Annotated in this window: 21 protein-coding genes; 16 read left to right on the top strand and 5 right to left on the bottom strand. The window is 65.9% G+C overall.

The window, feature by feature from the left end:
- Positions 1 to 2 precede the first annotated feature (2 nt).
- Positions 3 to 854 carry a universal stress protein gene (locus ACFSM0_RS07220; RefSeq protein WP_377388739.1) on the bottom strand — a complete coding sequence of 284 codons (852 nt, stop codon included), beginning with the start codon at positions 852 to 854 and terminating at the stop codon, positions 3 to 5.
- A gap of 96 nt (positions 855 to 950) precedes the next feature.
- Entirely contained in the window at positions 951 to 1,667 is a 717-nt protein-coding gene (locus tag ACFSM0_RS07215) for a GntR family transcriptional regulator (protein ID WP_377388737.1), read from the bottom strand.
- Positions 1,668 to 1,762: 95 nt separating this feature from the next.
- Here ACFSM0_RS07215 and uxaC point away from each other — a divergent pair, with 95 nt between their 5' ends.
- The 13 genes from uxaC to ACFSM0_RS07150 all read left to right on the top strand — a co-directional run bounded on the left by uxaC (position 1,763) and on the right by ACFSM0_RS07150 (position 15,466).
- Positions 1,763 to 3,169, top strand: a complete 1,407-nt coding sequence (uxaC, locus tag ACFSM0_RS07210) for a glucuronate isomerase (protein WP_377388735.1) — start codon at positions 1,763 to 1,765, stop codon at positions 3,167 to 3,169.
- A gap of 25 nt (positions 3,170 to 3,194) precedes the next feature.
- Positions 3,195 to 4,172: a TRAP transporter substrate-binding protein gene (locus tag ACFSM0_RS07205; RefSeq protein WP_377388733.1), complete on the top strand. Its 978-nt coding sequence runs from the start codon at positions 3,195 to 3,197 to the stop codon at positions 4,170 to 4,172.
- Between the two features lie 142 nt (positions 4,173 to 4,314).
- Complete coding sequence (locus ACFSM0_RS07200) at positions 4,315 to 4,860, top strand: TRAP transporter small permease (RefSeq protein WP_377388731.1); 546 nt, start codon at positions 4,315 to 4,317, stop codon at positions 4,858 to 4,860.
- 1 nt (position 4,861) lies between these two features.
- The gene (locus ACFSM0_RS07195) at positions 4,862 to 6,142 is read left to right on the top strand and encodes a TRAP transporter large permease (RefSeq protein WP_377388729.1); all 1,281 of its coding nucleotides are present in this window, start codon (positions 4,862 to 4,864) and stop codon (positions 6,140 to 6,142) included.
- An 11-nt stretch (positions 6,143 to 6,153) separates the two neighbouring features.
- The gene (locus tag ACFSM0_RS07190; RefSeq protein WP_377388727.1) at positions 6,154 to 6,465 is read left to right on the top strand and encodes a cupin domain-containing protein; all 312 of its coding nucleotides are present in this window, start codon (positions 6,154 to 6,156) and stop codon (positions 6,463 to 6,465) included.
- Between the two features lie 11 nt (positions 6,466 to 6,476).
- Positions 6,477 to 7,301, top strand: a complete 825-nt coding sequence (kduI, locus tag ACFSM0_RS07185) for a 5-dehydro-4-deoxy-D-glucuronate isomerase (protein ID WP_377388725.1) — start codon at positions 6,477 to 6,479, stop codon at positions 7,299 to 7,301.
- Entirely contained in the window at positions 7,298 to 8,041 is a 744-nt protein-coding gene (kduD, locus tag ACFSM0_RS07180) for a 2-dehydro-3-deoxy-D-gluconate 5-dehydrogenase KduD (RefSeq protein ID WP_377388723.1), read from the top strand. Before kduI ends, kduD begins: the two co-directional genes overlap by 4 nt.
- Complete coding sequence (locus ACFSM0_RS07175) at positions 8,019 to 9,467, top strand: mannitol dehydrogenase family protein (protein ID WP_377388937.1); 1,449 nt, start codon at positions 8,019 to 8,021, stop codon at positions 9,465 to 9,467. Before kduD ends, ACFSM0_RS07175 begins: the two co-directional genes overlap by 23 nt.
- Entirely contained in the window at positions 9,467 to 10,642 is a 1,176-nt protein-coding gene (uxuA, locus tag ACFSM0_RS07170) for a mannonate dehydratase (protein ID WP_377388721.1), read from the top strand. The genes ACFSM0_RS07175 and uxuA overlap by 1 nt, the downstream gene beginning before the upstream one ends.
- Positions 10,635 to 12,152 carry a UxaA family hydrolase gene (locus ACFSM0_RS07165; RefSeq protein WP_377388719.1) on the top strand — a complete coding sequence of 506 codons (1,518 nt, stop codon included), beginning with the start codon at positions 10,635 to 10,637 and terminating at the stop codon, positions 12,150 to 12,152. The genes uxuA and ACFSM0_RS07165 overlap by 8 nt, the downstream gene beginning before the upstream one ends.
- A gap of 7 nt (positions 12,153 to 12,159) precedes the next feature.
- A complete protein-coding gene (locus tag ACFSM0_RS07160) occupies positions 12,160 to 13,026 on the top strand; it encodes a sugar kinase (protein ID WP_377388717.1) in 867 nt (288 codons plus the stop codon).
- Between the two features lie 67 nt (positions 13,027 to 13,093).
- On the top strand, positions 13,094 to 14,161 hold the full coding sequence (gene selD, locus ACFSM0_RS07155; RefSeq protein ID WP_377388715.1) for a selenide, water dikinase SelD: 1,068 nt from the start codon (positions 13,094 to 13,096) through the stop codon (positions 14,159 to 14,161).
- 129 nt (positions 14,162 to 14,290) lie between these two features.
- Complete coding sequence (locus tag ACFSM0_RS07150) at positions 14,291 to 15,466, top strand: acyl-CoA dehydrogenase family protein (protein ID WP_377388713.1); 1,176 nt, start codon at positions 14,291 to 14,293, stop codon at positions 15,464 to 15,466.
- A gap of 17 nt (positions 15,467 to 15,483) precedes the next feature.
- Here ACFSM0_RS07150 and ACFSM0_RS07145 read toward each other — a convergent pair whose 3' ends face one another.
- Positions 15,484 to 17,310, bottom strand: coding sequence for a sugar phosphate isomerase/epimerase and 4-hydroxyphenylpyruvate domain-containing protein (locus ACFSM0_RS07145; RefSeq protein ID WP_377388711.1), 1,827 nt, complete (start codon positions 17,308 to 17,310; stop codon positions 15,484 to 15,486).
- A 224-nt stretch (positions 17,311 to 17,534) separates the two neighbouring features.
- Here ACFSM0_RS07145 and ACFSM0_RS07140 point away from each other — a divergent pair, with 224 nt between their 5' ends.
- Together ACFSM0_RS07140 and ACFSM0_RS07135 are read left to right on the top strand one after the other, a co-directional pair.
- Positions 17,535 to 18,575 carry a LacI family DNA-binding transcriptional regulator gene (locus tag ACFSM0_RS07140; RefSeq protein ID WP_377388709.1) on the top strand — a complete coding sequence of 347 codons (1,041 nt, stop codon included), beginning with the start codon at positions 17,535 to 17,537 and terminating at the stop codon, positions 18,573 to 18,575.
- Positions 18,576 to 18,701: 126 nt separating this feature from the next.
- Positions 18,702 to 19,922, top strand: coding sequence for a CaiB/BaiF CoA transferase family protein (locus ACFSM0_RS07135; protein WP_377388707.1), 1,221 nt, complete (start codon positions 18,702 to 18,704; stop codon positions 19,920 to 19,922).
- On the opposite strand, the gene ACFSM0_RS07130 is transcribed toward ACFSM0_RS07135, so the two are convergent.
- Together ACFSM0_RS07130 and aroQ are read right to left on the bottom strand one after the other, a co-directional pair.
- On the bottom strand, positions 19,919 to 20,833 hold the full coding sequence (locus ACFSM0_RS07130) for an AEC family transporter (RefSeq protein WP_377388705.1): 915 nt from the start codon (positions 20,831 to 20,833) through the stop codon (positions 19,919 to 19,921). The genes ACFSM0_RS07135 and ACFSM0_RS07130 overlap by 4 nt on opposite strands.
- 4 nt (positions 20,834 to 20,837) lie before the next feature.
- Positions 20,838 to 21,278 carry a type II 3-dehydroquinate dehydratase gene (gene aroQ / locus ACFSM0_RS07125; RefSeq protein ID WP_377388703.1) on the bottom strand — a complete coding sequence of 147 codons (441 nt, stop codon included), beginning with the start codon at positions 21,276 to 21,278 and terminating at the stop codon, positions 20,838 to 20,840.
- A gap of 220 nt (positions 21,279 to 21,498) precedes the next feature.
- On the opposite strand from aroQ, the gene ACFSM0_RS07120 reads away from it, so the two are divergent.
- Positions 21,499 to 22,356, top strand: coding sequence for a shikimate dehydrogenase family protein (locus tag ACFSM0_RS07120; protein ID WP_377388701.1), 858 nt, complete (start codon positions 21,499 to 21,501; stop codon positions 22,354 to 22,356).
- Positions 22,357 to 22,531: the final 175 nt, after the last annotated feature.

The following is a 22,531-nucleotide window of genomic DNA, read 5'->3' as shown; positions in this document are numbered from 1 at the left end:
TTTCAGCGAAACAGCAGGAACGGCACGCGGCAGGCGCGCATTGTGGCGGTGGTGGTCGAGCCGATGAACAAGGACCGGATCCGGGAGTGCCCATAGGCGCCCATCACCAGCATGTCGTACCCCTGCTCCTCCACCATCCGGCCCAGCACCGACTCGGGTTGGCCCTGAAGCAGGGTGGTTTCGGCAATTATGCCCGCCGCGGCGAGCATGGCCTTGGCGTCGGAGAGACGTTTTTCGACCGCCGGGGCCTCGATGTCGATCGCCACCAGATGCACCTCAAGCCCGGCAAAGAGCGGGCTGCGGGAGATGTGATCGACGGCCTTGAGTGCGGAGACGCCGCCGTCATGGGCAACGAGCACGCGCTTGATCGGGCGGAAGGCGCGGTTCGCCACCAGCACCGGCACCCGGCACGAACGCGAGATCCGCTCCAGATTGGCGCCCAGATGCTCCATCGCCTGATCGGCATCCTCGCCGCGCTTGCCGAGCAGGATCGCCCGCGCCTGCGGCTCATATTCGGCGACGATCGACAGCAGATCGCCCTGGCGCAGCTCGGTTGTCACATCGCTGACGCCTGCGGCCTCCAAAAGCGCCTTGGCATCCTCAAGAAGCGCGCGGCCTTGCAGCCCCATCAGCCGGGCGCGCTGGGCATCGAGCGCGGACAGCTCTTCCATCACGCCCGAGCGGCGCCCAAGCGGCGCGGGCGCGCCCACATCGGGGGGCACCACCCCATTGGCGCGCAGCACATGCACAACAACGACCGGCGCACCGGTTTCCTGCGCAATCCACGCGGCATGGTCGCACACGCTCGTGGCATAAATCGAGCCATCGACGAAAGCGATGATCTTGTTGCTCATGAGACCTCCCCGGGCCGCGTTCAGAGCCTTGTCACATTGGCGATTACACCCGTTTCGGGCGCCTCACAAGCGCGGCCATGGCGCGCAGGCACCGGCTCAGAAATCGAGCCGGGCATCGGCGGGTTCTTCGGCGAAATAATCGTGGTTTTGTTGCAAGATCCGGTCGATCTGCTCCTTGATGCGGCTCAGGTGAGCGCGCATCGCGGCGGCGGCGGCCTCGGGTTCCCGCCCGCGCAAGGCCTTGAGGATCTCGACATGGTCCTCCCAGGCGGTGCGGGAGGCAAAGGAGAGCGAGAGCATCCGCACCCGATCCATGTGCCCCTTGTTTTCGGCGATCAGCTCCCAGGTGAAGGCCAGATTCGCCCGCGCGCAGATCTCGCGGTGGAAGGCGTCGTCGAGCCGGTGAAACCCATGCCGGTCATCGGCGCAGATCGCGGCATCCTGCGCCTCGATGATCGCCGCGAGCGCGTCGAGATCGGTCTCGCAAAGGCGCGGCGCGGCGGTGCGGATCGTCTCCACCTCAAGCGCGGTGCGGATGAAGCGCGCACGCATCACGGCAGCGGCCGAGATCAATGTCACGGTCGTCGCGCGTTGCGGCCGGATCAGCAGAAAACCGTTTTTGGACAAGCGGTAAAAGGCATCGCGCACGGGCTGGCGAGAGACCCCCATCGCCTTCGCCACCTCGATCTCCGAGAGCTTCGCGCCGGGCTTGAGTTCCAGCGAAAGCACCTGCCGATAAAGCTCGGCATAAATCTGATCGGCCACCGTGTTGGGGGCGAAATCGAGCTTGGGCAGATGCAATACCTGGGTCATGTCCATCCTCATTGACGGAGCGGTTATACTAGCATATTAGTTTATCAAGGTGGTTCCGTCCACCGTTTGAATATCAAGAGAATGGGGGAGGAACCATGGCTCTGCTTGACGCTGATCGCCTGTTTCCGGTCGAGGAACGGGTGCGGGGCATGGCCCGGGCGCTGTACGAAACCGTCAAGGATGCGCCGATCGTTTCGCCCCACGGACATACCGATCCGCGCTGGTTTGCCGAGAATGCGGCCTTCCCGGACCCGGCCCAGCTCTTTGTGACGCCGGACCATTATGTGTTCCGCATGCTGCACAGCCAGGGCGTGCGCCTTGAAAGCCTTGGTGTGCCGCGTGCCGATGGCGGCCCGGTGGAAACCGATGGCCGCACCATCTGGCGCCGCTTTGCCGAGCATTTCCACCTGCTGCGCGCCACCCCCTCGCGGATCTGGCTCGACCATGCGTTCGAGACCGTGTTCGGGCTCACCGAACGGCTTTCGGCCAAGACCGCCGATGCCTCTTACGATCATATCGCCGAATGCCTTGCGCGCCCCGAGTTCCGCCCGCGGGCGCTGTTCGAGCGCTTCAACATCGACGTGATCGCCACCACCGAAAGCCCGCTCGATGACCTGAAATGGCACCGGATGATCCGCGAAAGCGGCTGGGGCGGGCGCGTGATCACGGCGTATCGCCCCGACCCGGTGGTGGACCCCGATTTTGGCGGGTTTGTGAATAATGTCGAGCAGTTCTGCGGGCTTGCCGGGGAAGACCCGGCAAGCTACGCGGGCTACCTCGCCGCGCATCGCAACCGGCGCGCCTATTTCAAGGCGTTCGGCGCCACCTCGACCGACCACGGCCACCCGACGGCCACCACTCACAACTTCAGCCCGGCGGAAGCGGCAGCGCTTTACGACCGGGTTCTGTCGGGCAAGGCCGATGCCGCGGAGCGCGAGGCGTTCCGCGGACAGATGCTGACGGAAATGGCGAAAATGTCGCTTGATGACGGGCTGGTGATGCAGATCCACCCCGGCGCCTTCCGCAACCACTCGGGCCCGGTGCTGGACCGCTTTGGCCGCGACAAGGGCTATGACATCCCCTCGCGCACCGATTACGTCACCGCGCTCAAGCCGCTTCTCGATGCGGTGGGCGAGGAAACCGGGCTGACGGTGATCCTGTTCACGCTCGATGAAACCACCTATGCGCGCGAACTCGCGCCGCTTGCGGGCGTGTATCCCTGCCTGCGGCTTGGCCCGCCGTGGTGGTTCCACGACAGTTTCGAGGGCATGTGGCGGTTCCGCCAGATGACCACGGAAACCGCGGGTCTCTACAACACCGTCGGCTTCAACGACGACACCCGCGCCTTCTGCTCGATCCCCGCGCGTCACGATGTGGCCCGCCGGGTCGATTCCGCCTTCCTCGCCACGCTGGTCGCCACCGGGCGGCTCAGCGAGGACGAAGCTTTCGAGGTCATTCCCGACCTCGCTCACCGGCTTGCCCGGCAAGCCTATCGGCTCTGAGCCAACTCATGGGAGGAGAAAAACCATGAAACATCTGACGACCCTTGCCGCGCTTCTGGCGGGCGTGGCCTTCGCGGGCTCCGCGATGGCCTGCGAGACGACGCTGCGGTCCTCCGACACCCATCCCGACGGCTATCCGACGGTGGAAGCGGTGAAGGCCATGGCCAAGGAAGTCGAAGCCAAGACCGACGGGCGGATCTGCATCGAAGTGTTCCCCTCCGCCCAGCTCGGCGAAGAAAAGGACACGATCGAGCAAACCCAGTTTGGCGTGATCGACATGGTCCGCGCCTCGTTCGGCACCTTCAACGACATCGTGCCGGAAACCCAGCTGTTCTCGCTGCCCTATCTGTTCCGCTCGACCGAACACATGCACAACGTGCTCGACGGCCCGATCGGTGATGAAGTCGCGACCGCCTTTGCCAGCCATGACCTTGTTGCGCTCGCCTATTATGATGGTGGCTCGCGCAGCTTCTACAACTCCAAGCACCCGGTGACGAAGATCGAAGACCTCTCGGGCATGAAGTTCCGCGTGATGCAGAACGACGTGTTCGTCGACATGATGTCGGCGCTGGGCGCCAATGCCACGCCGATGCCCTATGGCGAGGTTTATTCCTCGATCCAGACCGGCGTTATCGACGGTGCCGAGAACAACTGGCCGTCCTATGACAGCTCGGGCCACTTCGAAGTTGCCAAATATTACACGCTCGACCAGCACCTGATGGTGCCGGAACTGGTGGCAATGTCGCAAAAGACCTGGGACGGGCTCTCGGCCGAGGATCAGGAAGTGATCAAGGCCGCCGCGACGATGTCTGAGGCGGTGGAGCGTCAGCTTTGGGCCGATCAGGAAAAAGCCTCGGAAGAAAAGGTGAAAGCCGCCGGGTCCGAGATCGTTTCCGAGATCGACAAGGCGCCCTTCATCGAAGCGATGAAGCCGGTCTACGACAAATACGTGACCACGCCCGAAGCCAAGGATCTCGTGAAACGGATCCAGGAAACCCAATAAGGGCCCAAACCCCACAGGGGAAAGCGCGGTCCCGGCCTGAAGGCCGGGCCGCCACGGATCGAGATCTGGTCGTCCGCCCGCGCGCCCGCGGTGCGGTCGACCCCATTCACGCCTCGGGAGCCTTCCGCGAATGCGCGATTTCATGGAAAGATTGGCCCTCGCCACGGGGCTCCTGGCACGCGCCGGGCTGTGGCTTTCCGGTATTGGACTGGTGCTGATGACGGCCTTCGTCTTCGCGCAGGTCTTTTACCGCTATGTGCTCGGAACGAGCCTCTTTTGGGCCGAGCCCGCCAGCGTGATGCTGATGGGCTGGTTCATTTTCCTCGGCGCCGCCGTCGGCATCCGCGAAGGGTATCACCTGAGCTTTGACGTGCTGCTTTATGTCCTGCCCGAAAAGGCCCGGCTGGCGCTGTTCACCGTTTCTGATCTGGTGATCTGCGGGTTCGCCGTCGGCATGACGAAATACGGTTGGGAACTGGCGATGAAAACCGCCGGCAACACGATGCCGGGTCTTGGCATCTCCGGGGCCTTCAACTTCCTGCCGATCGTGGGCGGGGGCATTTTGCTCGTGCTGTTCTGCCTTGAGCGGATCTTGCGCCGCGCCGTCGGCCTGCCGACCTCGCGCTTTGGCGATGATCACGAGCCGCTGCCCACCGCGCAAGACGCCCCGGCGACGAAGGAGCGCTGACATGGAACTCTGGATTCTTTTTGGCACCTTTGTCGGGTTGTTGCTGATTGGCACGCCGGTGGCCTTCTGCCTCGGCATCGCCTCTTTCGCGACCGTGCTCTATCTCGGCCTGCCGCCGGTGATCGTGTTCCAGCGCCTCAATTCGGGCGTGTCGGTCTTTGCGCTGATGGCGATCCCGTTCTTCATCTATGCGGGCGACCTGATGGTGCGCGGCGACATCGCGCGCCGCCTCGTGGCGCTTGCAGGCGCGCTTGTGGGCCATATCCGCGGCGGGCTGGGGCAGGTGAACATTCTCGCCTCGGTGATGTTTGGCGGCGTGTCGGGCTCGGCGGCGGCCGATGCCTCAGCGGTCGGCGGGCTGATGGTGCCGCAGATGCGCGAGCGCGGGTATGGCGCGGATTACGCGGTCAATATCACCGTTGTTGGCGCGATCATCGCGCTGATGCTGCCGCCCAGCCACAACATGATCATCTATTCAATCTCGGCGGGCGGCAAAATCTCGATTGCGGATCTTTTCACCGCCGGCATCGTGCCGGGGCTGATCCTTGCGCTTTCGCTGATGGTGGCGGCATGGTTCGTGGCCAAGCGCCGCGGCTATCCGACCGAGGCTTTCCCGGGCCGCAAGGCGCTGGGGCGGCTCTTCCTCAATGCCGTGCCCGGCCTGATCATGATCCTGATCATCTTCGGCGGCGTGCGCTCGGGCATCTTCACCGCGTCGGAAAGCTCCAACATCGCGGTTGTCTATGCGCTCGTTGTGACCGTGTTCCTCTACCGCACGATGACGTTTTCGGAGTTTGTCGAGGCGACCAAGGGCGCGGTGCGCACCACGGCGATGGTGCTGATGGTGATCGGCTGCGCGGCCGCCTTCGGCTGGCTGCTCGCCTTTGAAAAGGTGCCCACGCGGCTCATTTCGGCGCTGCAGGATTTCTCGGACAATCCGATCATCATCCTGCTTTTGATCAACGTGATGCTGCTGGTGCTGGGCACGTTCATGGACATGTCGCCGCTGATCGTGATCTGCACGCCGATCTTTTTGCCGGTGGCGCAGGCTTTCGGGGTCGATCCGGTCCATTTCGGGGTGATCCTCGTGCTCAACCTCGGCATCGGGCTTTGCACCCCGCCGGTGGGGGCGGTGCTCTTTGTCGGCTGCGCGGTCGGCAAGGTGCCAATCGCGGCAGTGATGAAGTCGATCTGGCCGTTCTACCTTGCCGCCTTCGCCACGCTGATGCTCGTCACCTACATCCCGACGCTCTCGCTGTGGCTCCCGAGCGTGTTCCATTAAGGAGGTCCGCCATGACGAAGACCTATCCCATCGTCCAAACCGGCCCTGGCGCAACGCGCCAGGTGCTCAGCGAGGCGCCCGAGCTGATGGTGGTGCGCTTCGCTTTCGAGGCGGGGGCCGAGGGGCTTCTCCACAGCCATCCGCATGTTCAATCCACTTACTGCCTTTCGGGCCGGTTCCGTTTCGAGCTTTCGGGCGAGACCTTCGAGATCGGCCCGGGCGACAGCTTCACCATCCCCTCGGGGGCGGTGCATGGCTGCCTTTGCCTTGACCCGGGCACGCTGATCGACAGCTTTGCCCCCCGCCGCGACGATTTTCTCTGAAAGGGCCTGAAATGCTGACCGTCGAAACCCGCCATGCCGTGCATCAGGACCATGCCAAGACCCTCGACACCGAGGGGCTGCGCCGTCACTTTCTGGCGCAGGATCTGTTCGCCGCAGGCGAGATCCGCCTTGTCTACACCCATTACGACCGGTTTGTTCTGGGCGGCGCGGTGCCCGGCACGGGCACGCTCGTGCTCGACAAGGTCGAGGAGACCCGCACCCCGTCCTTCCTTGATCGCCGCGAGATGGGGATCGTGAATATCGGGGAAACCGGCACCGTCACCGCCGCGGGCGAGACCCATACGCTTGAGCGCGGCGATGTGCTCTATCTCGGTATGGGCTCCGGGCCGGTGAGCTTTGCCGGGGCCGGGCGGTTCTACATCACCTCCGCCCCCGCGCATCGGCGCTGCCCGAGCCGGCTGATCCGCCTGTCCGACGCCAAGGAAGTGCGCCTTGGCGAGACCGCCACCGCCAACAAGCGGGTGATCAACCAGTTCATTCATCCGCTGGTGATGGAGAGCTGCCAGCTCGTGCTCGGCTATACCACGCTTCTGGATGGGTCGGTCTGGAACACCATGCCCGCCCATGTGCATGACCGCCGGATGGAGGCCTATCTCTACTGGAACATGGATGAAAAGGCCCGCGTGCTGCATCTGCTGGGCGAGCCCACCGAAACCCGCCACCTGTTCGTGGCGAATGAAGAGGCTGCGCTCTCGCCGCCCTGGTCGATCCATGCGGGCGCGGGCACCGGGGGCTACACCTTCATCTGGGCGATGGCGGGCGACAATGTTGATTACACCGACATGGACTTCGTGCAGCCGGAGGAACTGCGGTGAGCCCCTTTTCGCTGGACGGGCGGCGCGCGCTGGTGACGGGCGCCAATACCGGCATCGGCCAGGCGATTGCGGTCTCGCTTGCCACGCAGGGCGCGCGCGTCACCTGCGCCGGGCGGCGCAATTGTGACGAAACGCTCGCCCTGATCGCCGCCGCCGGTGGCCACGCCGATTTTCTCGCGCTCGACTTTGCCGATCCGCTGGCGGGGCAGGGGGTGTTTGCGGGCGCGGGCTATTCGATCCTTGTGAACAACGCGGGCATCATCCGTCGTGCCGAGAGCCTCGATTTCACCGAGGCGGATTGGGACGCGGTGATGGATGTGAATCTGAAAGCCGTGTTCTTCACCACGCAGGCCTTTGCCAAGGCCGCGATCGCGGAGGGCAATACCCCGGCCGCCGTGGTCAACATCGCTTCGCTGCTCTCCTTCCAGGGCGGAATCCGCGTGCCCTCCTACACCGCTGCCAAACATGGCGTGGCGGGCATCACCAAGATCCTCGCCAATGAATGGGCGGCCAAGGGCGTGAACGTGAATGCGATTGCGCCGGGCTATATCGCCACCAACAACACCGAGGCGCTGCGTGCCGATGAGGCGCGCAATGCCGCGATCCTTGAGCGGATTCCGGCGGGCCGCTGGGGCGCGCCCGAAGATATCGGCGGCACCGCGGCGTTCCTCTGTTCCCCCGCCGCGCGCTACATCCATGGCGCGGTTCTCAATGTCGATGGAGGCTGGCTTGCCCGCTGACACCCCCGCACCGCGGCTTTACCGCACCACGCCCGCCCCGAAACTGGGCATCGTCCACCTTGGCCTTGGCGCCTTTTTCCGGGCCCATGGGGCGATTTTCACCGAAGAGGCGATCGCCGCCTCGGGCGGAGACTGGGGGATTTTGGGCGTCTCGCTGCAAAGTGCCGGCACGCGCGATGCGCTGGAGCCCCAAGGCGGCGCCTATATCGCGCTCGAACTCGCGCCGGAGGGCGCAAAGGCGCGCCCGGTGCAGGTGATCGCGGGCGTGCTTGTGGCGCCGGAGAACCCGGAGGCGGTGCTGGCCGCGATGGCCGATCCGGGCGTCAAGATCGTCTCGCTCACGGTGACGGAGAAGGGCTATTGCCACGAGCCCGCCACCGGCGCGTTGAACCTTGAGCACCCCGATATCGCGCATGATCTTGCGGCCGCATTGCCGCGCTCGGCGCCGGGCTTTATCGTGCGCGCGCTCGCGCGCCGCCGGGCCGCGGGCCTTGCCCCCTTCACCGTGATGAGCCTCGACAACCTGCCCCATAACGGCCAGGTGCTGCGCGGCGTGGTGCTGGCGCTTGCGCGCGCGATCGACCCGGATCTGGCCGACTGGATCGCCGCCGAAGGCCGCTTCCCGGCGACGATGGTGGACCGGATCGTGCCCGCCACCAAGCCCGAAGACATCGCCGAGGTCGAGGCGCTGATCGGCTGCCATGACGCGGCGCCGGTGATGCATGAACCGTTCCGCCAATGGGTGATCGAAGACAGTTTCGTCAATGGCGAGCGCCCCGGCTGGGGCATGGTCGGGGCGCAACTCGTCGCTGATGTGACGCCCTATGAGCATATGAAACTGCGCATGCTCAACGGCACGCATTCCTCGCTCGCCTATCTTGGCTACCTTGCCGGACATGAGACGATTGCCGCGACGATGGCCGATGCGGTCTTTGCCCGCTTTGTGGCAAAGCTCTGGAAAGACGAGATCATTCCCGCGCTGACCCCGCCGCCGGGCGAGGATCTTGGCGCCTATGCCGAGGCCCTGGCCAGGCGCTATGCCAACCCCGCGATCCGCCACCGCACCTGGCAAATTGCGATGGATGGCAGCCAGAAACTGCCGCAACGCCTTCTGGGCACGCTTGCAGAGAGCTTTGCGGCGGGCCGCCATGCGCCGGGCCTGCAACTCGCCGTTGCGGCATGGATGCGCTACGTTGGCGGCGTGGATGAAACGGGCGCCCCGATCGAGGTGAAAGACCCGCTCGCCGCGCGCCTCAAGGCGCTTTCCGACAGTGCCGAGAGCCCCGAGGGCAAGGTCGCCGCGCTTTTGGGCCTGCGCGAGGTGTTTTCTGAAGAGATGGCCGCGGCGCTTCTGGCCCCGGTCAGTGCAGCCTATGCGCGCCTTGTTGCGGTGGGCGCGCGCAAGGCGGTTGAGGAGATCCTGTAATGGAAGAATGCTGGCGCTGGTACGGCCCCGAGTTTGATCGCATTACCCTGCCCGAAATCGCGCAAACGGGCGCGACCGGCATCGTGCATGCGCTCCATGAGATCCCCTATGGCGAGATCTGGACCCGTGAGGCGATTGCCGCGCGCAAGGCCCAGATCGAAGCGGCGGGCTTTCGCTGGTCGGTGGTGGAAAGCCTGCCGATCCATGAGCGGATCAAGCGCGATGATGGCGATCTGAGCGCGCTCTTTGCCAATTACCGGCAATCGATGGCGAATCTCGCTGCCGAGGGCGTGACAACGATCTGCTACAACTTCATGCCGGTGCTCGACTGGACCCGGACCGACCTGCAGGCCCCCGTGGCCCGCGGCGGCTCGTGCCTGCGCTTTGAGGCCTACCGGATGGCCGCCTTCGAGATCCACATGCTGGGCCGCGAGGGCGCGGAGGATGACTATTCCCCCGAGGTTTGCGGGCGGGCAAAAACCTGGTTCGAGGCAAGCAGCGAGGCAGAGCGCAACGCGCTCTTGCACGCGATCATGTCGGGCCTGCCGGGCGCGTTTGACCGCTATGACATCGCCGGGCTGAAGGCGCAGCTTGCCCTATATGACGGCATTGGCCGTGAGGAAATTCGCCGCAACTACAAGCGCTTTCTGGAAGAGGTGATCCCGGCGGCGGAAGAGCTGGGCATGCGCCTTTGCGTGCATCCTGATGACCCGCCGCGCAATATTCTTGGCCTGCCGCGGGTGGTCTCCAATGCCGAAGACATCGCATGGATCTTGCAAGCGGTGGAAAGCCTCGCCAACGGGCTGACGCTTTGCACGGGCTCGCTCGGCGCCAATCCGGTGAACGACCTGCCCGCAATTGCCGAACGGTTTGCGCCGCGCATTCACTTTGCCCATCTGCGCAACGTGAAAAAAGACCCCGATGGCAGCTTTGAGGAAGCAGCGCATCTGGGCGGCGATACTGATATGGTGGCCGTGGTGAAGGTGCTGATCGCGGAAGAGGCCCGGCGCAAGGCCGAAGGCCGCGCCGATGCCGCCATTCCGATGCGGCCTGACCATGGCCATGAGCTTCTGGCCGATGTCGGGCGCGGCACCTTTCCGGGCTATCCGCTGATCGGGCGGATGCGCGGCCTTGCCGAGCTGCGCGGTGTCATGATGGCGGTGTCCCATGGCTGAGGTGCTGATCCTCAACCCCGCCGATACGGTGGCGGTGCTGACGGCGCGCGCCGCGGCGGGGGCGGATCCGCTCGGCCTTGGCGCCCCCTTGCCCGCGCCGCTTGCCGCGGGCCACAAGATCGCGCGCATCGCCATGGCACCGGGCGACCGGGTGGTGAAATTTGGCCAGATCATCGGTTTGGCGACACAGCCCATCGCCGCCGGGGAGCATGTGCATTCCCACAACTGCGCCTTTTCGGACCATGACCGCGCCTATGCGGTGGGCGCCGATCTCGCGCAGGCGGAGGCCGCGGTTCCCGAGATGGCGCCGCAAAACTTCCTGGGCTACGCCCGCGCCGATGGCCGCGTGGGCACCCGCAACATGATCGCGCTTTGCGCCACGGTGAACTGCTCGGCAACGGTGATCCGCCACGCCGCGCAGGAGCTGCTGGCGGAGGGCGCGCTTGCAGCCTTTCCCAATGTCGATGGCATTGCCGCCTTCGCGCATGGCACCGGCTGCGGCATGGCGGCCACCGGGCGCGGCGCAGACCATCTGGAGCGCGTGCTCTGGGGCACGGCGACCCACCCGAACGTGGGCGCCACGATCTTTGTCGGCCTTGGCTGCGAGGTGATGCAGCTTGCCCGGATGCAGGCCCGCTTTGGCGAGGCCGGGAGCGAGCGCTTCCACGGCCTGAGCATTCAGGAGATGGGCGGCACCCGCGCCACGATCGAGAAGATCAAGGCCGAGGTGCGCCGCCTGCTGCCGCAGGTCAACGCGATCACCCGCACGCCGTGCCCGGTTTCTGCCCTCACCATCGGGCTGCAATGCGGCGGCTCGGATGGCTTTTCGGGCATCACCGCCAACCCCGCGCTTGGCGTGGCTTCCGACATGATCGTGGCGCAGGGCGGCACGGTGATCTTGTCGGAAACGCCCGAGATCCACGGCGCCGAGCAGCTTTTGCTGCGCCGCACCACGCCCGAGGTGGCCGAGCGCCTCACCGCCTGCCTCGACTGGTGGGAAGATTACACCGCGCAGGGCGGGGGCTCGATGGACAACAACCCCTCTCCCGGCAACAAGCAGGGCGGCATCACGACGATTCTTGAAAAGTCGCTCGGGGCGGTTGCCAAGGCGGGGGCAACGCCCTTGCGCGCCTATTACGACTATGCCGAGCAGGTGACGGCCAAGGGCCTCGTCTATATGGACACGCCCGGTTATGACCCGGTCTCTGCCACCGGGCAGATTGCGGGCGGCGCGCAGCTTGTGGTCTTTACCACCGGGCGCGGCTCTGCCTTTGGCTCAAAGCCCGCGCCAACAATCAAGATCGCCACATCGGACCGGCTCTTTGCCGCAATGCCCGAGGATATGGATCTGAATGCGGGCGATGTGCTCTCGGGCGTGAGCCTCGCCGAGAAGGGCGCCGAGATCTATGCCGCGATCTTGCGCGTGGCCTCCGGCGAGGTGACAAAATCTGAGGCGCAAGGCCTTGGCGACAATGAATTCCTGCCCTGGCAGGTTGGCGCGGTGATGTGAGGCGGCCATGAGAATTGCCTGTGTCGGCGAAGCGATGATCGAGCTCAACCCGGACCGTGCTGGCGCCCAGATCGGCTATGCGGGCGATACGCTCAACACCGCAATCTATCTCGCGCGCAACTTTTCTGCGGCAGAGGTCGATTTTGTCACCGTGCTCGGGCGCGATGGCATGTCGGCGCGGATGGAGGCGTTTATCCGGGCCGAAGGCGTGGGCACCGGGCGCATCACCCATCATGCCGAGCGGCTGCCCGGCGTCTATGCGATTGCGACCGACGAAAAGGGCGAGCGCAGCTTCAGCTACTGGCGCAACCAGTCGGCGGCGCGCACCTTGTTTGACGATGGTTTTGCGCAGCTCGACGGGGTGGATGTGATCTACCTCAGCGCGATCACGCTCGCGATCTTGCCGCCTTCGGTGCGCGCGGGTCTGCTCGCTCATATCGGCGCCCATCCGGCGACGGTGGTGTTTGACAGCAATTACCGCCCGCGCCTGTGGGAAGATGCAAAGACCGCGCGCGCCGCCATCACCGCCGCCTGGCAGGTGAGCGATATCGCCTTGCCCTCCGTCGATGACGAGATGGCGCTTTGCGGGGAGGCCACGCCTGCCGAGGTGCTGGCGCGGTTTCGCGCCATGGGCTGCACGCAAGGGGCGCTCAAATGCGGGGCCGCGGGGGCTTTGCCGCTCGATCCGGGTGTGACGGCGCCCGACTTTCCGCCCGCCGCGCGCGTGCTCGACACCACGGCCGCCGGGGATAGTTTCAACGGCGCCTATCTCGCGGCCGTGCTGCAGGGCGCCTCCGAGACGGAGGCACTTGCCCGCGCCCATGCCCAGGCCTGCGCCGTGATCGCCCAACCCGGCGCGATCATCCCGCGTTAGCCTTATCAGGCTTGGCCCGGGCGGGGCGCGGCATTATAACGCTGCGTCACTTGCCCGGAGGCCCGCCATGCCCGAAGAACCTTTCACCCGCTGCGAGCCGCGGCTCACCTCTCTGTCTCATGGTGGCGGGTGTGGCTGCAAGATCGCGCCGGGTGTGTTGGAGCGGATCTTGGCCGGGAGCCTTTCGCCGCTGGTGCCGCCAGAGCTTCTGGTTGGGCTCGGCACGGCAGATGATGCCGCGGTCTGGAAGCTCAATGACACCCAGGCCCTTGTTGCAACAACCGATTTTTTCATGCCGATCGTGGATGATCCGCGCGATTTCGGGCGCATTGCGGCGACCAATGCGCTTTCGGATGTCTACGCGATGGGCGGGCGCCCGATCCTTGCGCTCGCGCTTGTCGGCATGCCGATCAAGACGATCTCCGAGGCCACGATTGGCGCAATTCTGAAAGGCGGCACCGATACCTGCACTGCCGCCGGAATCGCGGTGGCAGGCGGGCATACGATCGACTCGGTCGAGCCGATTTACGGGCTTGTTGCGCTTGGCCTCGTCCACCCCGATCAGGTCAAGACCAATGCGGGCGCGCGACCGGGCGATGTGCTCATTCTGGGCAAGCGGATCGGCGTTGGCATCCTGTCCGGGGCGATGAAAAAGGGGCAGGCCTCGGCGGCGGAAGAGGCGGCGCTGATCGCCTCGGTGACGCAGCTCAACACGCCCGGCGCCGATCTGGGCGCGCTTGAGAGCGTACATGCGATGACCGATGTGACCGGCTTCGGGCTCGGGGGGCATGCGATGGAAATGGCGCGTGGCTCCGGCTGCGATCTCGAGATTGTCTGGGCCGATGTGCCGAAATTTGCGGGCAGTCGCGATGCCGCGGCGGCGGGCCATGTCACTGGCGCCTCTGGTCGCAACTGGGAGAGCTATGGCGCAGGGGTTGATCTGCCCGAGGGCTTCGACCTTCTGGACCGGGGCCTGCTCACCGACCCGCAAACCTCGGGCGGGCTGCTCGTGGCCTGCGCCCCGGAAGCGGCAGATCAGGTGCTCGCGATTTTCCGTGCGCAGGGCTTTGACGCCGCCGCGAAAATCGGCCGGGTCGGTGCCGCGCGCCCGGCGCCGCGCCTGCGCATTCTCTGATGCATCATTTTTTATCGTGATGTGATTTTTGCCCCTCTCGCGCCCGCGCCGGGCCGCGAGGGGGGCTTCTGGCTGGACCCGGTGGCAGGGGCTCCTTAGGCAAGGGAAATCCCAGAGCCGGAGCATGCCATGGACCTGAGCCTTTCTCACGAGCAAAGCCTACTTGTGCAGACCGTGCGCGATTTCATCGCCACCGAACTCGCCCCGCTGGAGGCTGAGGTCGAGGAGACCGGGGCCCTTGCGCCCGAGCATGCCGCGCGGATTTTTGCGCAAAGCCGCGCGCTCGGCCTTTATGCGATGAACATCCCCGAACAGCACGGCGGCGGCGGGCTTTCCGCGCTCGACACGATGCTCGTGGAGGAGCAATTCGGGCGCACCTCCGATATTTTGGTTCGTCGCGCCTTTGGCAATGTTTATGAGGTGCTCCTTGCCTGCGAGGGGGAGCAGATAGAGCGCTGGCTCACCCCCACGGTGCGCGGCGAGCGGGTCTGTTCCATCGCCATCACGGAGCCCGGTGCGGGCTCGGATGCGGCCTCGATCCGCACCCGCGCGGTGGAAGATGGCGCGGGCGGCTGGCGGCTCACCGGCACCAAGCATTTCATCTCAGACGGGCTCGTGTCGGATTTCTTCGTGGTCTCCGCCGTCACCGATCCCGACAAGGGCGCCAAGGGTATCTCCCTGTTTTTGGTTGATAAAGGCGCGCCGGGCTTCACCATCGGGCGCGATCAGCCGATGATGGGGCTGCGCGGCACCTCGCATGTCGAGTTGAGCTTTGACGATGTTCCGCTCGCGCCCGTCACCATGCTTGGCGCGCGCGGCATGGGGTTTCGCATGGCGATGGGGGTGCTTGGCCGGGTGCGGCTCGCGCAGGTGGGCGCGCGCGCGATCGGCAAGGCGACCAAGGTGCTTGATCTGACGCTTGAGTACGCGCGCGAGCGGCGCCAGTTCGGCCAGCCGATTGGCGAGTTCCAGCTTGTGGCGCAGATGCTCGCCGACTCCGCGCTCGAGATCAACGCCGCACGGCTCGCGCTTTGGCAAACCGCGCTGGAAATCGACGCCGGGCGCGACCCGCGCACCCGCATCAGCCTTGTGAAGGTGCAGGCGGCCGAAACGCTTGGCCGGGTGGTGGACCGGGCGGTGCAGGTGTTCGGCGGCATGGGCTTTTGCAAGGATCTGCCGATTGAGCGCTATTACCGCGACGCCCGCATCTACCGCATTTTCGATGGCACTTCCGAGATCCACCGCACCGTGATGGGGCGGGCCTTGATGAAGGGCGAGCCGGGGCTTTACGACCCGTTTGCCTGATGCATCAGGCGCTGCCCTCAGAGCAGGTGCAGCGCCTCTTCTGCCTCGATCTCGCGCAATTGCGCCAGCATCCGCACCGGCGCATTGGCCGCGCCCATGCCGGTATAGCCGCGCCGCTCCACCACTTCGAAGAAGAAGCCGTTGATCGCGCGGGTGTAGAGCTGCAGATAGCTGCCGCCCTCGTCGCGGTCATACATCAGGTTCCCCTCGCGCAGCCGCGCGATGAAATCGGGCGCAAGGTCAAAGCGCAGCGCGAGGTCTTCATAGTAATTGGCCGGGATGGCAAGCACGTCTTGCGGGTCGAGTTTTGCCGCAAGGCCGAAGATGTCATCGCTGGCCAGCGCAATATGGTGGAACGGCGCGAAGCCCGATTTGCCAAGGAACCGCTGCGTGGTCGTGCCCGCTCCGAAGCTTGCGTTGAGCGAGAGCCGGAAGGCGGAGCTGTCGTTGGCGAGGGTGCGCGAATGCACCGTGCCATGCGGGTCGAGCACGTCGCGCAACTCTTGCGCGCGCAGATCGAACGTGGCGCGGTAAAAGAGCAGCCCGGAGAGGAACAGGTTTGGCTGCAAGGCTTGGGCAACGTGGTCGATATGGGTCAAAAGCCCCGCCGTGGGCGCTGTGCCGGTGGGGGCAAAGGCCGGGCCCGGCGCGAAGCCCGCGGGCTGCAAAAACAGCACCGAACCGCCCGGGCCGCGCAGCCGCGGCAGGCCGTAAGGCTCGGCCAGATCGACCGCCTCGCCATGAAAGAGCCCGATCCGGTCCAGCATCAGCGGCATGTCATCCACCACCAGCCCGACGCCCGAAACCGAGGCGCCCTGCACGAGGTAGATGGAATGCGGCAGCCCCTTGGTTGCAGTGTTCAGCGCAAGCGTGATCGCGCCTTGGCTCCAAAGGCTGACGGGGCCGTTTTCATGCGTTTTCACAAAGCCGAGCGCGCGAAAAAGGCGTGTGAACTCCTCTGCATCCTCGCCCTGTGCGGTGAACTCGACAAGCCCCGGTCCGCGCAGGTCCGAGCGCGGGCGGGCGGCGCGGGCGTGGGTTTCCTCGAGCAGGTGGAAGGCGCGCATCGCATCTTCCGCGATCCGTGCGGCAGGCAGCGAGCGGATCTGGTCGTTGAAGGTCTCGATCGACATCGGCCCCTCGTAGCCCTGCACCAGAAGCTGGCTGTAAAGCGCGGCCACAGGCAGCGTGCCCTGCCCCGGAAACAGCCGGAACGAGGCGGCGATCAGCGCCGGGTCGATGCGCGTGGTGGGAGTGTCGGCGAGATGGACGAGAAAGAGCTTTTGCGGGTCGATCTCGCGCAGGGTGGCGAGCGCCTCTTCGAGCGAGCCGCTGGCGGAGGCAAACAGATGCACCGTGCCGATCACGAGGCCAAAGTTATCGCGCCCGACCGCTTGCACCGCGGCATGGGCGGCGGCCACGGTGGGAATGTGGCGCGAGGAGGCCAGCGCCTCATAGCCGATCTTGAGCCCGCGCGCGGCCGCCATGTCGGCGAGCAGGCGCAGGTCTTCCAGCGCGCCCTCGGCGTGGCTGTCGGCGCGGGTGTTGGCGCACAGGATCAGCATCTCGGCGCCGATCCGCGCGGCAAGATCAAGGAATTTCTCGGCCCGCGCCAGCGCCTCGGTGCGCGCGGCGCCCGACAGCCCTTCGAAGTCGCGCAGGCTTTGCAGCGAGAGCACCGCGATCCCGGTCTCTTGCGCAAAGCGGGCGATCTCGTCCGGCGCGCCGTCAAAGCCGATGATGTCTTCGCGGAAGATCTCGATCGCTTCGAACCCGCGCGCGGCGGCGGCCTCGAGCTTGTCTTCAAGCTGGCCGGAGAAGGAAATCGAGGAAATCGCGCGCATCTGAGCCTCCGGGTCTTGCAGCCTTGCGGCAAGCGGTTGTTATTGTTGGAGCAAGGGCCTGCTGGGCCGTTCTGGCGCAGTCTAGTCGATGCCGGGCTGCCCTGGCAAACCGCAAATCGGAGAGAACGGTGAGGCCCGGCGCCGTGCGATCCGGTCTCGCTGAAAATCGCGCATCAAAAGCGGCAAGGCTGGACGGGGCAAATCTGATGCCTCACTCTAGATACATGAGTGATCATGAGTCCTTTCGTCCGCGTATTTCAGATATTGCCCTGATCGCCGGGGTCGGCACGGCCACGGTCGACCGGGTGTTGAACAACCGCCCCGGAGTGCGCGCGGCGACGGTGGAAAAGGTGCGCGCGGCAGAGCGGGAACTGGCGCTCTCGGGCATGCGGCCGCAATTGATCCAACCCGCGCCGGCGGGGCTTTTGCTGCGCGCCTTCCTTGGCGGGCCGCCGGGCTTTGCCAATGAAGTTCTCGCGCGAGAGCTGCGTGCCGTGGCACGGGCGCGCGGGGTGACGCTGCAGGTCGAATTTCCGCGCCGCACCGATCCTGCCGCGCAAGCGGCCGCGCTTCTCGCCTGTATCGAAAACGGCACCGGCGGGGTGATCGTGCAGCCCGCCGAGCATCCGCTGGTGCGCGATGCAGTGGCACGCCTGCAAGCGGCGGGGGTGCCCGTCATCTCGGTGCTGAGCACGCTGCCGGGGCTGCCCGGCCTGCCCTATGTCGGGCTCGACAACCGCGCGGCGGGGCGGCTCGCCGGGCAAATTCTGGCCAATCTGATTGGCAAAAAAGGCAAAATAGCGTACTTCTTCTCGGATGCGATCTACCGCAGCCATGAAGAACGTGAGGCTGGGTTGCGCTCGATCCTGCGCGAAGAATTCCCTGCGGTCGAAGTGGTGGAGACGCTCTCCACCAATGACTCGCCCGACCAGTGCTTCCGGCTTGGCACGGATCTTTTTGCGCGGCGGCGCGACCTTGCGGGGGTGGTGAATTTTGCCGCGGGCAACCGTGGGCTGGAACGCGCCATTGCCGATGCGGGGCTGGCGGGATCGCTCTGCTTTGTCAGCTTCAACCTCACGGCACTCTCGCGCAAGGCGCTGATCGAGCGCACCATGGCGGCGGTGGTGCATCAAGACATGGGGCAGATTGCGGCGCGCGCCGTGGCGGCCTTGATCGCGCAGCGGCGCGGGGAGACGCCGGTGCTGCGCCCGGTTCCTGCGGAGTTGATCCTGCGCGAGAACCTGCGTGATGCCGACGAGGGTTGATGCATCAATGATTGCCTGCGCCTCAAAAAGCCCCTGCCGCGGCGCGGACGGGGGGCGTGCGGCGCGGCGAAGGCTTGGGGCAGGGGGCGCAGGGCGCTAGCAAGGCGGCATCAGGAGGAGCCCGCCATGACAGAGCCCCATGCACCGCTGCCGCTTTCAGGCATCAGGGTGATTGATTACAGCCATTTTCTCGCCGGGCCGTTCCTGTCGCGCCAGCTCGCGGCGCTTGGCGCCGATGTGATCAAGGTGGAGCGCCCCCGCACGGGCGATGCGGGCCGCGCCTCGCCCACGCAGCGCGAGGGTGTCTCGGGCTATTTCCTGCAGCAAAACATGGGCAAGCGCGGGCTCTGCCTCGATCTGCGCCAGCCGGATGCGGCAGAGTTGATGCGCCGGCTTGTGGCGAGCGCCGATATCTTCGTCGAGAACTATCGCCCCGGCGCGTTGAAAAAGCTCGGCCTTGGCTATGAGGCGCTCTCGGCGCTCAATCCGCGGCTGATCTATGCCTCGGTCTCTGCCTTCGGCCATTCCGGCCCGCTGTCGGACCGGCCGGGCTTCGGGCTCATTGCCGAGGCGATGTCAGGGGCGATGTCGATCATCGGCAGCGAGGGGGCGGCGCCGCCGCTCTTCCGCATGCCGCTTGCCGATATGTATACCGGCAGTCAGGGGGCAACGGCGGTGCTGGCGGCGCTTCTGTCGCGGATGCAGACCGGGCGGGGCCAGCACATTGACCTTGCGCTTTATGATTGCATGGTCTCGATGCATGATTACGCGCTGCAGGGCTATCTGATGTCCGATGGCGCCGAGATGCCCAAGCGCTCTGGCGACAACCTGCCCGATTCAACGGTTTATGGCTGCTTTTCCGCGCCCGATGGCGATCTGGTGATCGCTGCGCAAGTGGATGAGAGCTGGCTGAAGCTTGCCACGCTGATGGGCGGCGCGGATCTTGCCGCCGACACCCGTTTTCATGGGGCCGCAAGCCGCAATGCCCATAACGCAGAGGCCATTGCGCTGGTGCGGCGGTGGTGCGCGGCGCAGCCAAGCCGGGCGGCGGCGCTTGCGGCGCTTGATGCGGCAGGCGTGCCCGCGGCCCCGATCCAGACCATCGACGAGGTGGCGAACGATCCGCAGATTGCCGCGCGCGGGATGATCCTTGAGCAGGAGCACCCCAAGCTCGGCCGGGTGAAGGTGCCAAACCTGCCGTTCCATTTTTCGGGGCTCGATCTGGGCACGCCGGAGGCCGCGCCCGCGCTTGGCGCGCACAACCGGGATCTGGCGGCAGAGCTTGGCTTCAGCGCGGCCGAGATCGCAGCGATGGAAGCGGCGGGGGCGCTGGTCTCGGAGGGCTAGACTTCGAGAAAGGCGACCAGCCCCGTCAGCGTGAAAAACGAGACCGCGGTGTTCAGGATCAGCGCGGTCGCCGCAAGCTGGGGGCGACCGTAGTTGAGGCCGAAGAGCGCAAAGCTGCTCATCATTGGCACGGCGGCATTGAGCACGCCCGCCTTTGCCAGCGTCGGGTCCACGGAGAAGAGCACCATCAGCCCCCCCACCAACGCGGGAAACACCACAAGCTTGAGCGGCACAAGCCGGACGGCGGCCCAGCCCATCGCGCCGGGATTGAGTTCGGCCACCGCCGCGCCAATCACCAAAAGCGCCACCGGAGCGGCGACCGGGTTCAGCATCTGGAAGGTGCGCGAGACGGGCTCGGGGAGGGGGAGCCCCGTGGCCGCATAGGCAAGCCCCGCGACCGAGGCGATCAGCAGCGGGTTGCGCAGGGTGGTGGCGGCGAGCCTGCCAAGGCTCACCCGCCCGCCCGCGGTTTCCATCACCCCGATGGCAAGCGGCAGGGTGACGAGGTTCTCCACCAGCAGATGCAGCGCAAAAACGCGAAACGCCGTGTCGGCGCCAAACACCATCGTCACGACCGGCAGGCCGAAATAGGCCGAGTTTGAAACCGAGGCGCCCATCGCTTCGAGCCCGGCATCGGCACGGTTGTTGCCGAGAAGGCGCGAGAGCACGAAGGTGATGCCCCAGATCCCGACCGAGCCGCCGGCATAGGCGGCAAGATAGTCGAGGCGCAGCGTTTCATGCAAAGGCGCGCTGGAGAGCGCATAAAACAGCGTCGCCGGAATGAAGACGCGCAGCACGAGGCGGCCAAGCGAGGCCATCTCGCTGCCCCCGACCCAATGCGTGCGCACCACGCCAAAGCCCATCGCCACAAGCAGATAGACCGGGAGCAGGAGGGAGAGGACCGTCAGCATGGCGTCACTTGGAGAGGAGCGAACAGGCCCGGCGCAGGCAAAGCTCGTAGCCCTCGACGCCGAAGCCCGCCATCACGCCATCGGCGCGCGCGGAGATATAGCTGTGGTGGCGGAAGGGCTCGCGCTTGTGCACATTGGAGATATGGCATTCAAACACGAGCCCCTCATAGGCGTTGAGCGCATCGAGAATGGCCACCGAGGTATGGGTGAAGGCGCCGGGGTTGATGATGATCGCCGCCGCCTTTTCGCGTGCCTCGTGGATCGTGTCGATCAGCACGCCCTCATGGTTGGACTGGAAGCAGGCGATGGTGACGCCGAGGCTTGCCGCGAGCGCGGCGCAGCGCGCCTCGACATCGGCGAGCGTCTCCGCGCCGTAGATTTCGGGCTCGCGCTTGCCGAGCAGGTTCAGGTTCGGACCGTTCAGGATGTAGATGAGTTTTGCCACGGAAGCCTCCTGCTGCACGTTCGCGCCAAGCCTAACCTTTGGCGCGCGCAAGGGCCATGCCCCTCACGAAAACCTGTCTGCGCGGCGCTGCGCAGTGCGGTTGAAAAACTGCACAGATCCGAGCGCTTGCGGCAAAAGCCATGGCCGGGCCGGGCCGGGGCGGCTAGGGTGGCCCCGCCTGCGGCCCGCGAGTCGCTTCGGCCGGAACGGAGCTCGGATCATGAACAGCTATGCAATGCCGCGCAGCCTGCGCCTTGGCCTGATCGGGGGCAATATCACCGCCACCCGCTCGCCCGCGCTCCATGTCACTTGCGGGCTCTCGCTGCGCTGCAATGTCACCTATGACCTGATCATCCCCGAAGAGCGCGGCAAGGGCTTTGCCGCGGTGCTCGCCGATTGCGCGGCGCTGGGGTTTGACGGGGTGAACGTGACCTACCCCCACAAGGAGGAGGCCGCCGCGCTGGTGCCCGCGGGCGATCCGGTGGTGGCGGCAATGGGGGCGGCGAATACGATCAAGTTCACCCCCTCGGGGCCGCGCGCCTTCAACACCGATCACTCGGGCTTCAAGGCGGCCTATCATGCGGCCTTTGGCGCGGTGCTGCCGGGGCGGGTGCTGGTGCTCGGGACCGGGGGCGTGGGCCGTGCGGTGGCCTTTGGCCTGGCCGATCTGCATGCGCGCGAGCTGGTGCTTGTCGATCATGACCCGGCGAAGGTGGAGAGCCTCGCCGCGGCGCTGGCCTGCCATGCGCCGCTTCTGAAAGTGGTCGCGGGGGATGCCGGGACGCCGGCCGATCTGGCCGGGTTCGACGGGGTGGTGAACTGCACGCCGCTTGGCATGGTGGGCCGCCCGGGGTCTGCGCTGCCCGAGGGGGTGACGGGGGCGCCCCGCTGGGCCTTTGATGCCGTTTATACGCCGCTCGAGACACCGTTCCGTGCGCAGGTCACGGCGCTTGGCGCGCAGTTCCTGAGCGGCTACGAGCTCTATTTCCATCAGGGGATCAATGCGTTCGAGATTTTCTCGGATCTGCATGTGACGGCGCCGGACTGGGTGCGCGAGATCATCCAGCGCGGGAGTTGATCTGGGGGGTGTTTCGCCTCGGCAGGGCCGAGGCGACCCGCCGGGGGCGCTGCCCCCCGGACCCCCCGGGATATTTTTCCAAAGTCGAAGGGGCGTATCGCGCCGTTGCGGCACGCCGGGCACGGGCGTCCTGGCGCGGTGTTCCAGACGGCGGAGTGTTTCGGACTGCGGAGCG

This window comes from Rhodobacter lacus, assembly GCF_042683065.1.
In the GTDB taxonomy this organism is placed as follows: Bacteria; Pseudomonadota; Alphaproteobacteria; order Rhodobacterales; family Rhodobacteraceae; genus Rhodobacter; species Rhodobacter lacus.
This window is presented reverse-complemented; position numbering and strand designations above follow the sequence as displayed.

Excerpts from the sequence above, each read along its gene's own strand:
- ACFSM0_RS07220 (WP_377388739.1), bottom strand. The coding sequence starts at position 854 with ATGAGCAACAAGATCATCGCTTTCGTCGATGGCTCGATTTATGCCACG.
- ACFSM0_RS07215 (WP_377388737.1), bottom strand. The coding sequence starts at position 1,667 with ATGACCCAGGTATTGCATCTGCCCAAGCTCGATTTCGCCCCCAACACG.
- uxaC (WP_377388735.1), top strand. The coding sequence starts at position 1,763 with ATGGCTCTGCTTGACGCTGATCGCCTGTTTCCGGTCGAGGAACGGGTG.
- ACFSM0_RS07205 (WP_377388733.1), top strand. The coding sequence starts at position 3,195 with ATGAAACATCTGACGACCCTTGCCGCGCTTCTGGCGGGCGTGGCCTTC.
- ACFSM0_RS07200 (WP_377388731.1), top strand. The coding sequence starts at position 4,315 with ATGGAAAGATTGGCCCTCGCCACGGGGCTCCTGGCACGCGCCGGGCTG.
- ACFSM0_RS07195 (WP_377388729.1), top strand. The coding sequence starts at position 4,862 with ATGGAACTCTGGATTCTTTTTGGCACCTTTGTCGGGTTGTTGCTGATT.
- ACFSM0_RS07190 (WP_377388727.1), top strand. The coding sequence starts at position 6,154 with ATGACGAAGACCTATCCCATCGTCCAAACCGGCCCTGGCGCAACGCGC.
- kduI (WP_377388725.1), top strand. The coding sequence starts at position 6,477 with ATGCTGACCGTCGAAACCCGCCATGCCGTGCATCAGGACCATGCCAAG.
- ACFSM0_RS07175 (WP_377388937.1), top strand. The coding sequence starts at position 8,019 with ATGGAGGCTGGCTTGCCCGCTGACACCCCCGCACCGCGGCTTTACCGC.
- uxuA (WP_377388721.1), top strand. The coding sequence starts at position 9,467 with ATGGAAGAATGCTGGCGCTGGTACGGCCCCGAGTTTGATCGCATTACC.
- ACFSM0_RS07165 (WP_377388719.1), top strand. The coding sequence starts at position 10,635 with ATGGCTGAGGTGCTGATCCTCAACCCCGCCGATACGGTGGCGGTGCTG.
- ACFSM0_RS07160 (WP_377388717.1), top strand. The coding sequence starts at position 12,160 with ATGAGAATTGCCTGTGTCGGCGAAGCGATGATCGAGCTCAACCCGGAC.
- selD (WP_377388715.1), top strand. The coding sequence starts at position 13,094 with ATGCCCGAAGAACCTTTCACCCGCTGCGAGCCGCGGCTCACCTCTCTG.
- ACFSM0_RS07150 (WP_377388713.1), top strand. The coding sequence starts at position 14,291 with ATGGACCTGAGCCTTTCTCACGAGCAAAGCCTACTTGTGCAGACCGTG.
- ACFSM0_RS07145 (WP_377388711.1), bottom strand. The coding sequence starts at position 17,310 with ATGCGCGCGATTTCCTCGATTTCCTTCTCCGGCCAGCTTGAAGACAAG.
- ACFSM0_RS07140 (WP_377388709.1), top strand. The coding sequence starts at position 17,535 with ATGAGTGATCATGAGTCCTTTCGTCCGCGTATTTCAGATATTGCCCTG.
- ACFSM0_RS07135 (WP_377388707.1), top strand. The coding sequence starts at position 18,702 with ATGACAGAGCCCCATGCACCGCTGCCGCTTTCAGGCATCAGGGTGATT.
- ACFSM0_RS07130 (WP_377388705.1), bottom strand. The coding sequence starts at position 20,833 with ATGCTGACGGTCCTCTCCCTCCTGCTCCCGGTCTATCTGCTTGTGGCG.
- ACFSM0_RS07120 (WP_377388701.1), top strand. The coding sequence starts at position 21,499 with ATGAACAGCTATGCAATGCCGCGCAGCCTGCGCCTTGGCCTGATCGGG.